This is a genomic window from Sphingomonas sp. GM_Shp_2 (assembly GCF_026540875.1).
GTDB classification, from domain to species: domain Bacteria; phylum Pseudomonadota; class Alphaproteobacteria; order Sphingomonadales; family Sphingomonadaceae; genus Sphingomonas; species Sphingomonas carotinifaciens.
Genome location: NZ_JALNUQ010000010.1, coordinates 73,921 through 87,437, shown reverse-complemented (window position 1 = coordinate 87,437; position 13,517 = coordinate 73,921). Strand labels below are relative to the sequence as shown.

The 13,517-nt window shown below is 65.4% G+C and carries 10 protein-coding genes and 1 pseudogene; 7 read left to right on the top strand and 4 right to left on the bottom strand.

Annotated elements, in window-relative coordinates; genetic code table 11:
* Positions 1–6: 6 nt before the first annotated feature.
* From OXR08_RS05905 to OXR08_RS05895, 3 genes are all read left to right on the top strand, one after another.
* Positions 7–3,024 carry a TonB-dependent receptor gene (locus OXR08_RS05905; protein ID WP_267348549.1) on the top strand — a complete coding sequence of 1,006 codons (3,018 nt, stop codon included), beginning with the start codon at positions 7–9 and terminating at the stop codon, positions 3,022–3,024.
* Positions 3,012–5,435: a Ca2+-dependent phosphoinositide-specific phospholipase C gene (locus tag OXR08_RS05900; RefSeq protein ID WP_267348547.1), complete on the top strand. Its 2,424-nt coding sequence runs from the start codon at positions 3,012–3,014 to the stop codon at positions 5,433–5,435. The genes OXR08_RS05905 and OXR08_RS05900 overlap by 13 nt, the downstream gene beginning before the upstream one ends.
* Positions 5,436–5,510: 75 nt before the next feature.
* Positions 5,511–6,026: a hypothetical protein gene (locus tag OXR08_RS05895; protein ID WP_267348545.1), complete on the top strand. Its 516-nt coding sequence runs from the start codon at positions 5,511–5,513 to the stop codon at positions 6,024–6,026.
* Between the two features lie 376 nt (positions 6,027–6,402).
* Here the strand turns inward: OXR08_RS05895 and OXR08_RS05890 are convergent, their stop codons facing one another.
* Together OXR08_RS05890 and OXR08_RS05885 are read right to left on the bottom strand one after the other, a co-directional pair.
* Positions 6,403–8,484, bottom strand: coding sequence for a phospholipase C, phosphocholine-specific (locus tag OXR08_RS05890; protein WP_267348543.1), 2,082 nt, complete (start codon positions 8,482–8,484; stop codon positions 6,403–6,405).
* A 56-nt stretch (positions 8,485–8,540) separates the two neighbouring features.
* Entirely contained in the window at positions 8,541–10,913 is a 2,373-nt protein-coding gene (locus OXR08_RS05885; RefSeq protein ID WP_267348541.1) for a TonB-dependent receptor, read from the bottom strand.
* Between the two features lie 189 nt (positions 10,914–11,102).
* Between OXR08_RS05885 and OXR08_RS05880 the strand changes: the two genes are divergently transcribed.
* Entirely contained in the window at positions 11,103–11,225 is a 123-nt protein-coding gene (locus tag OXR08_RS05880) for a hypothetical protein (protein WP_267348539.1), read from the top strand.
* Between the two features lie 31 nt (positions 11,226–11,256).
* Positions 11,257–11,502 carry a hypothetical protein gene (locus OXR08_RS05875; protein ID WP_267348537.1) on the top strand — a complete coding sequence of 82 codons (246 nt, stop codon included), beginning with the start codon at positions 11,257–11,259 and terminating at the stop codon, positions 11,500–11,502.
* Positions 11,503–11,613: 111 nt separating this feature from the next.
* Here OXR08_RS05875 and OXR08_RS18675 read toward each other — a convergent pair whose 3' ends face one another.
* The gene (locus tag OXR08_RS18675) at positions 11,614–12,216 is read right to left on the bottom strand and encodes a DUF5690 family protein (RefSeq protein ID WP_267348535.1); all 603 of its coding nucleotides are present in this window, start codon (positions 12,214–12,216) and stop codon (positions 11,614–11,616) included.
* An 86-nt stretch (positions 12,217–12,302) separates the two neighbouring features.
* Here OXR08_RS18675 and OXR08_RS05865 point away from each other — a divergent pair, with 86 nt between their 5' ends.
* Positions 12,303–12,497: a hypothetical protein gene (locus OXR08_RS05865; RefSeq protein ID WP_267348533.1), complete on the top strand. Its 195-nt coding sequence runs from the start codon at positions 12,303–12,305 to the stop codon at positions 12,495–12,497.
* Positions 12,498–12,692: 195 nt separating this feature from the next.
* Here the strand turns inward: OXR08_RS05865 and OXR08_RS05860 are convergent.
* Positions 12,693–12,794, bottom strand: a pseudogene (locus OXR08_RS05860) (SDR family oxidoreductase); the annotation flags it as partial.
* Between the two features lie 35 nt (positions 12,795–12,829).
* Here OXR08_RS05860 and OXR08_RS05855 point away from each other — a divergent pair.
* On the top strand, positions 12,830–13,516 hold the full coding sequence (locus OXR08_RS05855; RefSeq protein ID WP_267348531.1) for a response regulator transcription factor: 687 nt from the start codon (positions 12,830–12,832) through the stop codon (positions 13,514–13,516).
* The last annotated feature ends 1 nt before the right edge of the window (position 13,517 follow it).

Genomic DNA, 13,517 nt, shown 5'->3' with positions numbered 1-13,517 from the left:
ATGGACATGCGACGTTCGACAATGATGGGTTCGGGTATTTTCAGTCTGGCAACGGCGATCGCCTTGCCGCAGGCGGCAATGGCGCGGATGCCTGCGTCCGTTCCCGGCCAGTTCGCGATACCCGCCGGCGACCTCAGGCAGTGCATCTCGCTCTATTCGCGTGCGACGGGCATTCAGGTCGTGGTCGCGCCGGGCGATGTGGCGGGGCGGCGCGGCGCGGCGGTATATGGCCGGGTGACGCCGCGGGCTGCGCTGATTGCAATGCTGCGTGGCACCGGCCTGGTGCCGGTGATGCGGGGCAATCTGGTCGTGCTACGGCGCCAGGCACCAGCTGCTCGCGCGATTCCGGTCGCCGCGGCTGCGCTAGCTGCATCCGCGCCGGTGCAGGAGGCCGCAGTGGAAGGATCCGGGCAGGCCGCAGGCGAGGATATCGTCGTCACCGGCCTGCGGAGGAGCCTGGAAAGCGCCATCGCCGCCCGCCGCGATGCGACCGGGCTGACCGACAGCATCTTCGCCAAGGATATCGCGGCCTTTCCCGACACGAACGTCGCCGAAAGCATCCAGCGCATTCCCGGCGTCCAGATCACGCGCGATGCCGGCGAGGGCCGGCAAATCGCGGTGCGTGGCCTCAACGCCGACTTCACCCGCGTCCGGCTGAACGGCATGGAGGCGCTGGCGACGACGGGCACCACCGACCAGCGGGGTGCGGTGAATCGGTCGCGATCGTTCGATTTCAATATCTTCGCCTCCGAACTGTTCAGCCGGATCGATGTCGCGAAGGCGCGGTCGCCCTCGCTCGACGAAGGCGGTATCGCCGCGACGGTCGACCTGCACACGCTGCGACCGTTCGACAACCCGGGCTTCCATATCGTCGCGTCCGCGCAGGCGTTCTGGGCGACGCGCACCGACAAGGTCGGCCCGCGCGCCGCACTGGTCGTATCGAAGACCAGCGACGACGGTGTGTGGGGTGCATTGCTTTCCGCCGCCTATTCCAGGCGACAGGTCATCGAGGACGGCCATCAGACACTGCGCTGGGCCAGCGGTGGCTGGACCCCCGCCAATGTATCGACGGCGATCGATCCGGCGATCCGGGCGCGGCTGAACGGCACCGGGCCGGACCGGCTCTTCTATCCGCGCACGCCGCGCTATTTCATCTTCGATCACGATCAGCGCCGCCTCGGCCTGACAGGCGCGTTCCAGTTCCGACCGAGCGATGCGCTGCATGTCGATCTCGACGTGCTGTACGCCCGGCTGAAATCGACCCGACTGGAATATTTCCTCGACGCGCAGTCGTTCAGTCGCACCGATGCGACCGGCATCCGGGAAACGACGATCCGCAGCCTCGTGACGCAGGGCAACGACATCGTGGCGGCGGAGTTTGGCAACGTCGACAATCGCGCCGACAACCGCCGCGACCGGAACGACACGCGGTTCCATCAGATCGCGCTGACGACGACGTGGAAGCCGACCGACCGGCTGACCATCGACGTGCTCGCCGGTGTCGAGGGGTCGGACTATACGGTCGACACGCGGACGTTGCAGGCGCTGACGACCAACCGCGATTTCGCCTATGATTATCGCCCGAACGATCGCGTGCCGGTGATGACCTACGGTTTCCCGCTCACCGATCCATCGGCGTTGCGGCTCGACCTGTACCGGCCGCGCATCAACGTCGTCGGCAACGACTACCGGATCGGCAAGCTCAACCTAGCCTATCGCGCGAACGACGCGGTGACGGTCAAGGGGGGCGCGACCTATACGCGCTATGTCTTCGACACCGCCGATTTCGGACAGGACGTGACCGCCGTGCGCGGTCGGACCGTGGCGGACCTCGTCCATGCCAAATCGCCCTACATGTTCGGCAAGGCGCTCGATCTGCCCGCCGGCGCACCGCGGGAGTGGCTGTACGTCGATTTCGACAAGGCGTTGCCGCTGGTGGATCCCGGCCGCGCCACGCTGACGCGGAACCGCGAGAACGACCGGCGCGTGAAGGAGGAGGTGCTGGCGGGCTATGCCCAGCTCGACCTGCGCGGCGAACTGGCCGGAATGGTCGTGCGCGGCGACGCGGGCGTCCGCGTCGCACGGACGCAGACGACCGCCACCGGTGCCGTCGTGGTGGGCGGGGTCGCGCAGCCCGTGACGTTCGAGCGCCAATACACCGACTGGCTTCCGTCGGCGAACCTGGTCTTCGAACTGACCCCTCGGCTGCAACTGCGCGCCAGCGCGAACCGCAACATCACGCGCCCGACCCTGACGTCGCTGACGCCGGGCGGGCAGGTGCAGGTCAACACCCGCACGGTCGGCGTCGGCAACCCCGACCTCGAACCGTTTCGCGCGGATTCGCTCGATATCGCCTTGGAATTCTACCCCTCGCGCGACGGCTTCTTCGCGGTCGGCCCGTTCTACAAGCGGATCGACAGCTTCATCACCAATCGCACCACCGAACAGACCTATGCCGCGTCGGGCTATCCGATCGCCTTCCTGGGCAACCAGCAGGTGGCGCGGCCGGAGGACACCTTCTTCTTCACCCAGCCCGTCAACGGTGCGGGCACCAGCCTGAAGGGGGTGGAGGTGATCGCGCAGCAGGCGTTCACCTTCCTGCCCGGCGCGCTTCGCCATCTGGGCGGGATCGTCAACTACACCTTCACCAGCTCCGACACGGATTACGCGCTGACCGCCACCACCAGCGTGCGCAGGCCGTTGATCGGCCTGTCGCGCCATTCGGCCAATGCGACGCTCTATTACGAAACGCCGGTCTATGGCGGGCGTGTGTCGGCCAACTACCGCGACCGCTATCTGACCGCGGTGCCGGGCGCCAACGGCAACGATATCGCCGGCGTCAATGCCGCCACCTATGTCGATGCCTCGCTGTTCTGGAACGTGACGCCGCGCCTTACCGTCACGCTGGAGGGCGTGAACCTGACCAATCAGGCGGAAGACCAGTTCGTCGACAGTTCCGACCGGGTAAGCAGCTACGCCCGTAGTGGAAGGCAATTGCTCGCCGGCATACGGTGGCGGATGTGATCCGCGCGGTCAGCGCCGCGCTGCTCGCGCTCGCGGCGCCGGCCGTGGCGCAGCAGCCGGTGCTCCGGCTCAACGACATCGTCGCGGTCGGCACGCACAACAGCTACAAGCAGGCGATCCCGCCTGCCGAAATGGCGCGGCTGATCGCGGCCGATCCACGCGCGATGGCGCTGGATTATGCGCACCGGCCGCTGCGCGAGCAACTCGATGCAGGGATGCGTCAGATCGAGCTGGACGTGTACCGCGACGACGTCGGCGGCCGCTATGCGCGTGCCGGCGACGATCCCGCGATGACGGCGCCGGGACTGAAGGTCATGCACATGCCCGGCATCGACCGGAGATCTTCTTGCCCTACGCTTGCGGCCTGCCTGCGTGACGTCCGCGAATGGTCCGATGCCCATCCCGATCACACGCCGATCCTGATCCTGGTCAACGCCAAGGACGAAGCGAGTCCGCAGGCGCCTGTGCCCGAACGCTTCGATGCGGCGGGGTTCGCCGCGCTCGATGCCGAATTGCGTGCCGGCCTGCCCGGCCGGCGGCTCATCACCCCGGACGAGGTGCGCGGGACCAGGGCGACGCTGCGCGAGGCGGTGCTGGCAGGCGGTTGGCCGACGCTGGCGCAGGCACGCGGGCGTTTCGTGGTCGCGCTGGACGAGGGGCCGGCGAAGGTCGCCGTCTATCGCGGCACGCGGCGCTCGCTCGACGGACGGGCGATGTTCGTCAACACCGACGAATCCGCGCCGGATGCGGCCTATTTGACGCTCAACGATCCGGTCGGCCAAGGGCCGCGCATCGCCGCGGCGGTGCGTGCGGGCTTTCTGGTGCGGACCCGTGCCGACGACGGCACGCGCGAGGCGCGAGATGGCGACACCCGCCGTCGCGAGGCGGCACTGGCGAGCGGGGCGCAATATGTCTCGACCGACTATCCGTGGCCGGATCGCCGGTTCGGTAGCTATCGCGTCATGCTGCCGGGTGCGGCGGCTGCGAGCTGCAATCCGCTGCGTGCACCGGCGCGCTGCACCACCGGGCCGGTCGAGCGGTTGGGCGGCTATCTCGACGCGGCGGATCGTCCCGATCTGTCGCGTATCCTGCCCGGCCCGCCCGCGCCGGGATCGCCCGGCGCGCAGGCTGACGCGCGCCTCTTCGTCGAGACGCGCGCGCTGTTCGGCTCGCCGCGGTGGCGACAGGCGCAGGCCGATGTGTCCGACGACCTGCCCGTCCGCTTTCGCGAGGCGATCGGCTTTGCGATCGACCTCCGTCGCATGCCGGTGCTGGCGCGACTGCTCGCCCGGTTCGGGGCCGATCGTTCCGCCGCTATCGGCGCAGCCAAACGGCACTGGCACAGCGCGCGGCCGTTCGTCGGCAACGACCTGCCGATCTGCGAACCGCGAACCCCTGCACTTGTCGCCAACGGCGATTACCCCTCCGGACATAGCGCCAACGGCATGGCGTTCGCCCTGCTGATGGCGGAATTGCTGCCCGATCGGGCCACCGCACTGCTCGCGCGGGGCCGCGATTATGCCGACAGCCGCCGCATCTGCGGATCGCATTCGGCCAGCGCGGTGGAGGGCGGGCTGCTCGCCGCGGCCGCCGTCATCGCCGCGGCGCATGGTTCCGACGAGTTCCGCGACGACCTGCGTGAGGCACGCGCCGAACTCGCGGCGCTCCGCTCCCCCCTTTCACCCCTGAGGAGACGATCGATGACCCTATGCCTGTCGAAGACCCCGTTGCGCTGCGGAATCCTTGCTCTTGTCGGCGTGTCGGTGGCAGCCGGTGCCGCCGTGATCCCGCATAACCAGGTTCGTGGTTTCCCGGACAGCACGTCGGGCTATTTCAAGACTTTCCAGCCATATCTAAAGGTATTTTCCGGCTGCGTGCCGTTCCCTGCCGTCGATGCCGCTGGCAACGTCAGTGGTGGGCTGGAAGCTTCGGGTGCGATGAATGGTCACTGCTCCAGCAGTCCCGGGCAGGTCTATGTCAACATGGGTCAGTATCGCGGCGAATGCGCCGTGATGTATTCCTGGTACTTTCCAAAGGACCAGAATGTCGATGGACCCGGTAATCGTGGCCATCGGCATGATTGGGAGAATGTCGTCGTGTGGCTGTCCAGCTGCGCCAGCAACGCACGGGTCAACGCCGTCAGCTATTCCGATCATGCGACCTATATCAAGACCACCCACCCGCAGATGGACGGCACCCATCCGTTGGTCGCCTATCAGCAGAATCCATTTCCACTGGACCATTCGCTGGTAGGTACTCCGACCCGCGGTGGAATGCAGCCTGCGGTCAGCTGGGGCGGCATGACCGATGCCGCGCGCAACACGCTGAATAGCTACAGCTTTGGTAGGGCCAACGTGCCGTTCAACGGCAGCAACTTCTTCAACAACCTTGCCAAGGCCTATTATCGCTGACCAACCGCGCCGGTGCTGAAAAGCGCCGGCGCTCCCTTGCAGCGGGACGCATTGTCGATGAAGTGGCTTGTAGGCATGACTCTGGTGATCGCCATCTTAGGGCTGAGTTGGCTGGCCTTCGAGCGTGGGATGACACAGCCGCATACCGAACACGGCAGCATCCGGGTCGTCGCCGGTGTCGATCGGTCGATGCCGATTGTTGCCCGCCCTATGGGCATTTCTTCCCCTGCGACCGTGCCGCCGCCCGCGCCTGAGGAAACAACGATCGCAACACCGGATATGGTGGCCATCGCGGCCTTGTTCGAGGCGCAGGTACGCGACCCGTCATGGGCGTATGATGCGGAAGCGGATGTCCGGTCGCACATATCTGGCGGAGATGTGCGATGTGCTGAGTTTATGTGCCGCATTGCGATGCCACTGCCGGATCGATCCATGTCGAAATCGGCGGATCAGCAGGCTGAGACGGTTGCTGGTCGTTGGTGGCCCAATTTGCCCTATAATCACCTTACCGCGACGATTGCCCGCGATCGGCAGACGCCGACGCTGATCTTTTACGTTACCAAGACATCCAATGATAAACAGGCCTCGTAAGGGCCGCGCTGTCCGCTGACGGTCCCTTCTGAGTGGTCCATCGACTACATCAGTCTGGGCCAAGGATGAGTCTCGCCCGTCTTTGCTCTGGTCATTATGAGAAACCCGGCTCTCTTTTCGACAGGGCAGGCATGCCTGCCCTGTCGAAAGCGCGATCCCAGAGCGGCTTCGCGGCCTGCACCGGTTGATCCTACAAACCCAGGTGATTTGGCAGGTCGAGCCGAAGCGCCACTTCATTCCTAAAGCAAGCGGCGCTGATGGTCTTCTACCGGAACCCAGCCATTCTAAAATGCGGTCCGAAATGATACGGCACCGCCCGTCTCAATAGCCTTCGTCAGTTGAGAAGAGCCGCCAAGCTATCCCAAAGCAACATGTTCTACGACGGCGATAGAAACGGATCGCTGATGCTGTCGCGACCCGGTTCATCGCACCGCCCCGCCAGCCGGCATCGGTACGGACCGGCGCGATCAGCGATCGAGACATCGTACCAGCCGAAGGCGTCACGTGTGGACCAATGATGATCGCCCGGCGCGAGCGGGTGCGTCGCCGAGCCGCCGCCAGGCAGCAGGCGCGTCACGGCCAGAGTTCCCGCGGCGGGCGTAGCGGGGACATGGAGCGAGACGCTGGACGCGTCGATAGTCCACGACAGTTCGATCGGCGCATCGTCGCGACGACCGACGAAATGACGATGGAAGCCATTCGGCCCTAGGACCCAAAGATCATATCCGCTTTGTCGGTCGAAATCCCACCTGCCGGTCAAGCGATCACCCGCGGCGACCGTATAGCGGCGCGGCGCGGCGTCTAGCGCGTGCCGGTCATAGACGTGGAAGACCGCGCCCTGACCCTCGGCCGCGAAGGTCAGCGCCATCCCGGCCGGGGTGTGATGCCCGGTGACATCGAGCCGGTACGGTAATGGACGAGAGCGCCGCACCCCCGCTTCCTGCCAAGGGGGCCCCGGCGCGGCCAGGGGCGCGGCGGGCGAGACCTGGTGCTGCAAGGAGGCGGCGCGCCGCGCCTCCGCTCGCGGGTCGGGCGGCGTTACGGGAACGGCATTGGCGGCTGTGAAATCAAAGGCGGAGGTCAGGTCGCCGCAGACCGCCCGTCGCCATGTCGAGATGCCCGGAGCGTGGAAGCCGAAGCGTTTCTCCAGAAACTGGATGACCGAGGTATGGTCGAATACCTGCGAGTTGACCCATCCGCCGCGGCTCCACGGCGAGACGACGTACATCGGCACACGCGGTCCCAGCCCGTATGCACGGCCGCGATAGGCGGGCAAGTCCACCTCGCGATCCCCGGCGCTGGGGACAAGATGATAGGCCCCCGACAGGTCGACGCTGGAGCCGCCCGCCAGCGTCCCGTCGGGTGCGCGGGAGGGCGGCGCCGGCGGGGGGACATGGTCGAAGAAGCCGTCATTCTCATCGAAGTTGACCAGTAATACCGTCCGCGCCCACGTCGTCGGGTTGGTGGTGAGCGCGTCCAGTACCTGTGCCGTATAGGCGGCACCTTGTGCCGGGCTCGACGGATTGGGATGTTCCGACCCGGCTGCGGTGGCGATGACGTACGACACTTGCGGCAGCCGCCCGGCGACGGCGTCCGCGCGCAGCCGATCGAGCCCATAGGTGGTCAGCGCACGCTCCCTGAGGGCAGGGTCGCCCGATCCGCGATGCGCGTCGCGGAAAGTTTCGAAGCCGACCAGCGGGTTGTCGGTGAAATTGTCGTCCATGTCCTGGTAGATGCGCCAGTCGATACCGGCGGCCTGCATCGCCTCGACCACCGTCGGCCAGCGATAGGGGTCGGCGGCGCCGCCCTGTTCGACCAGACTGTCGTGCGAGTTGGCGATCGCGGGGCCGCCATGACGCCCATCGGGGTCGTTGGTTCCGCTCCAGAGGAACAGGCGGTTCGTGTTGGTGCCGGTCTGCACAGAGCAGTGGTAGGCGTCGCAGAGCGTGAATGCCTCCGCCAGCGCGAACTGGAACGGCAGGTCGGCACGCCGGTAATGCCCCATCGCGCGCTGGTGCTTCGCCTCCGGCCAGTGCGCCATCCGGCCATCGTCCCATGCCGCCTGCGCGTCCGGCCAAGCGTGCGGGGTGCCCTCCATCCGCATCAGGTCGAAGTCGGCGCGCGTGTCGAGGTGGAAGGGCGAAACCAGCCGTGCGCCGCCCGGTGCGGTACGGTCGTATTGCTGCCAGACGGTGCGCGGCGGCGCGCCCGGCGTCAACGGTGCGAGTGGAATGGGCAGGCGATCGGCAAAGCCGCGCACGCCGCGCAATGTGCCGAAATAATGATCAAAGCCTCGATTCTCCTGCATCAGGATCACGACATGGTCGACGTCCCGCAGCGTGCCGGTGCGGATATCCGGTGCGATCGCCGCAGCGCGCGCGATCGCACCGGGGATCAGCCCCGCGCCGCCGATCGCGATACCGGCCGAGAGAAGCGAGCGGCGGGAGAGGTCGACCATTGAAATGTCCGTGCCACGAGTAGGGTGAGGGAAGACGAGCCGCCCCCGTCCAAAAATCAGAAGTCCACCGTCAATGCCGCCGTAACGGTCCGCGGCGCGCCTAGGAAGGCCGAGCCACCGTCCGCACCCGCCAAGTACCGACGATCGGCGAGGTTGTTAGCCTGGACGGTCAGCGACATGCCCTTCAACAGGTCGTTCACCTGCCCCAGATCGACCCCGGCATAGGCATCGACGGTCACGAAGCTGGCCGCGACTGCGGTTCCGGCGGTGTCGATGAAGCGATCGCCGACGAACTTCGCCGCGCCGCCCAGCTTGAAGATCGAGCGCGCGTAATCCGCTGCCAGCACCCACATGTGGCGCGGCGAGTTGATGACCTGCCGCCCCGGGGTGACACCGACGTCCTCGTCCTGCGCGGCATTGCCGGTGCCGATATAGGTGGCGTGATTAAGTGTGTAGCTGCCGCTCAGGGTCAGCGCGGGCAGCACGCGGTACGCCAGCGCCGCCTCGATCCCGCGACTTTTGATGCCGCCGACATTCAGGTAAACACTCGACTGTTCCTCCAGATAGTCGATGCCGGTGACGAGGTTGGCGGAGATCGACTGGATGTGATTGTCGAACTTGATGTCATAGGCGGTGACCGACGCCTGTACGCGACCGGTGGCGTAGCGGGCACCGATCTCTATATTCTTGGCGGTCTCGGGCTTGATCCGCGCAATCACCTCGCGCGGCTCGCCCAGCGGGCCGTTGCCGATCGCGGCGAAGTTCTGCGAATAGCCTGCGAACGCCTCCAGCCCGGTCAGCGGCGTGTGATAGACGATGCCGGTTGAGATCAGCGGATCGCTGTGCGAGGTCAGCTTCGTGCTGTCGCGGTCGTTGAGCAACTCGGCGCGGGTCTGGTCGAGGAAGAACTGCTTTACACCGAACCGCGCCGTCACCGGCCCCAGCGTCAGCGCATCCTCGGCATAATACATCAGCTCGTTCAGGCCGTAGTCGGTGCTGAACTGCACATAATAGGGCTTGCCCTCGAAGGCCGGGCCGATGAGCGCGTTGGTGATCTTATGCCAGTCACGCAGTTGGTTGGCGCGGCCACGCTCCCACCAGATACCGCCGCGCAGCGTGTTCTGGATGCCGCCGAAATCATGAGTCCAGGCGGCGTCCGCGGTCATGCCGCCGCGATCGTTCTTATAGTGCGTATGCCGGTACGACATGACGGGCAGTGACCCAGCCGGATAGCAACCGGGTGCCGATTCCGCTGGGATTACCGCCGTGCCGGCACAACCGGCGATGAAGGTCGCAGCCGCCCCGGCCGGATTGACGAAATAGATCTTCCCGAGTGCCGAACCGCCGACGTGCGTCGGCAGCGCGCCGATGAACTCGCTTTCGGGATTGCCGATGCCGTCGTTGCGGACGTCGACCAGATACGGTGGCGCGAAATCGCCGCGGCCACGCATGCGGTGGTAATAGCCGTTGACCGACAGCTTCACCTCACCCAGCTCGGTTTCCGCACGCAGGTAGCCGAACAGGTTGCGGCGTAACGCGCGCGAGGTGGAGCGGTACGCCTGGTCGATATAGGGAATGCCGGTCCACCGGTCGGTATAAGCGTCATGGTCAGGATCGCTGGCGAACATCGCCGGGCTGACCGAGCCATATTCGGCCTCGTCCGCATCATCGTAGCTGACCCAGCCGGTCAGCTTCACCGCGTCGATCTGGCTGACGAGCTTTGCGTCGACATGGTCGCGGCGCGTCTCGCCCGAGCCACCGATCCAGTCCTTCACGCGTGAGGTCGAGGCGCTGACGAAGGCGGTGGTGTTCGGCGCTATCTCACCGGTATCAAAGCGACCGTAGATCTTGCGCGCCCCGAAATCCCCGCCCGCGAGCGTGAAGCGAACGCGCGGATCGAGCGCCGGATCGACGGTGACATAGTTGAGCGTGCCACCCAGCGCCTCGTTCGAGCGCGAAGAGATGTCGGCGGTGCCCTGCGACACGACGACGGTCTTTAGATCGAGCACGTCGAGATAGCGGTTTGCGCGTGACCCACCGCCGTAGCCCGAGCCGCCGTTGGGCAGACCGTCGATCGTCGAGCCGATCTGCTGCCCGCCCCCGCCGCCGGAACTGAAGCCACGGATGCTGATCGAGGTCGCCCAGTCGGACGAGCCGAACGAATCGCCTTCGGCGATGAAGACGCCGGGCAGTTCCTTGATGACGTCGTTAACGCTGGTCAGCGCCGACTGGCGCTCGATCATCGGCGCGGTCACCTGCGCGCTGGCGAACGCCTGTGCACGGCCCGTTACGACGATATCGTCTGCACCGGTCGCCCTGGTCCCTCCAATCGCCGCAGCCGGCTCGGCACCGGCCGGTGCTGTCTGCGCCCAGGCATGACCCGTCCCCGCCGCGATCGCGAGGATCGCAGCGCCCGTCTTCCACTTCATCAATGATCTCCCCACGCCCCGAGCGGCTTTCCCGCTCCCCCGGCTTGCGGGTGCCATTTGCACAAGCCAGTGACGAATATGTGACGTCGTGTGACCTTGGATGAAGCCTTGATCTGGCGATTTGGAACGTTGCGGCAGCACACATCCTACAGGAGTTCACATGCGGTACGGCCGTGCTATGCACAAGCGATGGTGCAGGCCGTTCGCATCGATCGCCTCCCGTCGCTGCTGCAAGACCAAACGGCCTGTTTCATCGCGGCTCTGGCGCAGGATCTGAGCGTCTCCGACGGGCCTGTCGGGCGCAATGTCTGAGGAAGGCCGCGTCAGCAGGGTACACGGCGGCGTGCGGATCGCGGGCAACCACTTGGGAACATCGTATCGCGTCCGGATGTGCGAGGCGCCGGCCGCCAAGCAGGCGATTGGCATCGCCGCCGCGCGGATCGTGCAATCTGGCACGACGATCCTGTCGATCGGCGGGATCGAAGCGCGCCACGGCTTCCTCGAATTTGAACCGGACAAAGCAACTTTCCAACGGGCGTTGTTCGACCGGGCGGCGCAGCGTCGTGGTCGCGGACCGATCGTAGTGTGATCGGAACGGGACGCGGCACGTCGCCGATTCCAGCGTGATCGCCGATCGCGTGACCGATGCCACACCCGCCGGTCACGGCGCTTTGTGACGCCGGGGTGCGCGTCACGGTCGTCAGGGACGAATGCGACGGGTGAACCAGGCGACGGCCACGATCATCGTCCTGAACAGCACGATGCCGATCGCAAACGCGGCATAGCGCAAGAACACCAGCCAGAGCGCCCCCGGACTGGCCACTCCGTGCAGCAGCAGTCCGATGCTGCCGGTATAACCGAACGCATCGGCCGGATAGATTGGGAAATCGGCGTCTCCCAGCCGATCGTACAGCGCTATGATATGTTTAAATGGCATGGCGCCGAACGGGACATAGGTCAGGTAGAAGCCGAGCCCACCGCGATCCTTCACCGCAAGGGCGGCAGGGGGCGGGCCACAGACCTCATTGAGCGACGTTTTGAGGAGCTGTCCGGCTTTCCGGTCGACCATCGCGATCGGGATGGCTGAAGGCAGATCACTTCGCGCGAAGCCCGTCGCCACGTGCGCGTGTGCCAGGCGCCAGGCTGTTATCATCCGGTCCCGTCGGCTCACTGCATGCTCGGCTAACCACATGATGTGCGCTTCCGCATCAGGTGGGCAAGAGGAGAAAAATTCCCGTCTTTCCAGGCAACCTATTTGCGCAAGCAGGGTTGCGTCTTTCTTGGTTTCGATGCCTTCGGCCACAATGCGGAGGTTGAGCTTGTGAGCCAGAGGTTAGCGACCACATCGGCGCGGCAGCGCTGCTGGATGACATGCCAAAAGCACGGTCGTTGTTCGATGACCGCGGCGATGTTGCCCGCTGCTTCAGAGACGCCATGCAGGCTAACGGTATCCAGCTCAGTATCTCGATTGAAAAATTTCGCGACAAGTCACTTAGATACGGCAAGCGCCGCTACCGACGCCGCAGCCGCATTGTAATGATGTCCGGCTGCCTGAAAGACTGGCGTCGTGTGGCGAGCCGCTAAGACCGCTACCCAACTGCCCTTTTTTCCACCGTATCCCTGCCTGCCACCGTCATCTTCTGGATGCAAACAACGAATCCTCGAACCTTAACAAGTACAGCGGGTTAACAAATCAAAGTGGCGGCACGTCCCCGCAGCCATCCTTGACAAGCGCCCCGAAAGCCCACGCTCCCGGGGCGCGCTTGCTTCCACATCCCATCAAACCTGCGCCAGTCCCCCGTCGACAAATACCTCTTCCACCGTCATGAAACTGCTTTCACCCGACGCCAGAAATGCCGCAGCCGATGCCGTCTCCGCCGGATTTGATGGGCGGATTAGAAGATCGAGAGGATGATATGGCGCACAAAATCCTGCTGGTTGAAGATGACGACACTACCGCCGGCTACATTATGAAAGGGCTGAGCGAAGAAGGCTTCGTGGTCAACCGCGCGACGGACGGTCGTGACGGCCTGTTTCATGCCACGGACGGCAGTTATGACTGTATCGTGCTGGATCGCATGTTGCCGGGGATGGATGGTATGGCGGTGGTGGCTGCGTTGCGGGGGGCGGGGGTGACGACGTCGGTGATCATCCTGTCGGCGTTGGGAGCGGCTGAGGACAGGGTGAGGGGCTTGATCGGGGGAGCGGACGATTATCTGGTCAAACCCTTTGCTTTTGCGGAACTTTTGGCGCGTATCCGATTGCAGGTCAGGCGCGGTGCCGCAGCACCCCCCGTGGAAACCGTTTTGCGGTGCGGCGATCTGGAAATGGACCTTTTGTCGCGCCGGGTGACCCGCGGCGGCGCCACCGTGACCCTGCAGCCGCGCGAGTTCCGCCTGCTGGAATATCTGCTCCGCCACGCCGGACAGGTCGTGACGCGCACCATGCTGCTGGAAGGGGTGTGGGACTATCATTTCGACCCGGGCACCAATGTCATCGACGTGCATCTGAGCCGGTTGCGCAAGAAAGTGGACGAGGGTTTCGCCTACCCGTTGCTGCACACGGTGCGCGGCGTGGGGTACCGGCTGGGCACGGACGCCTGAC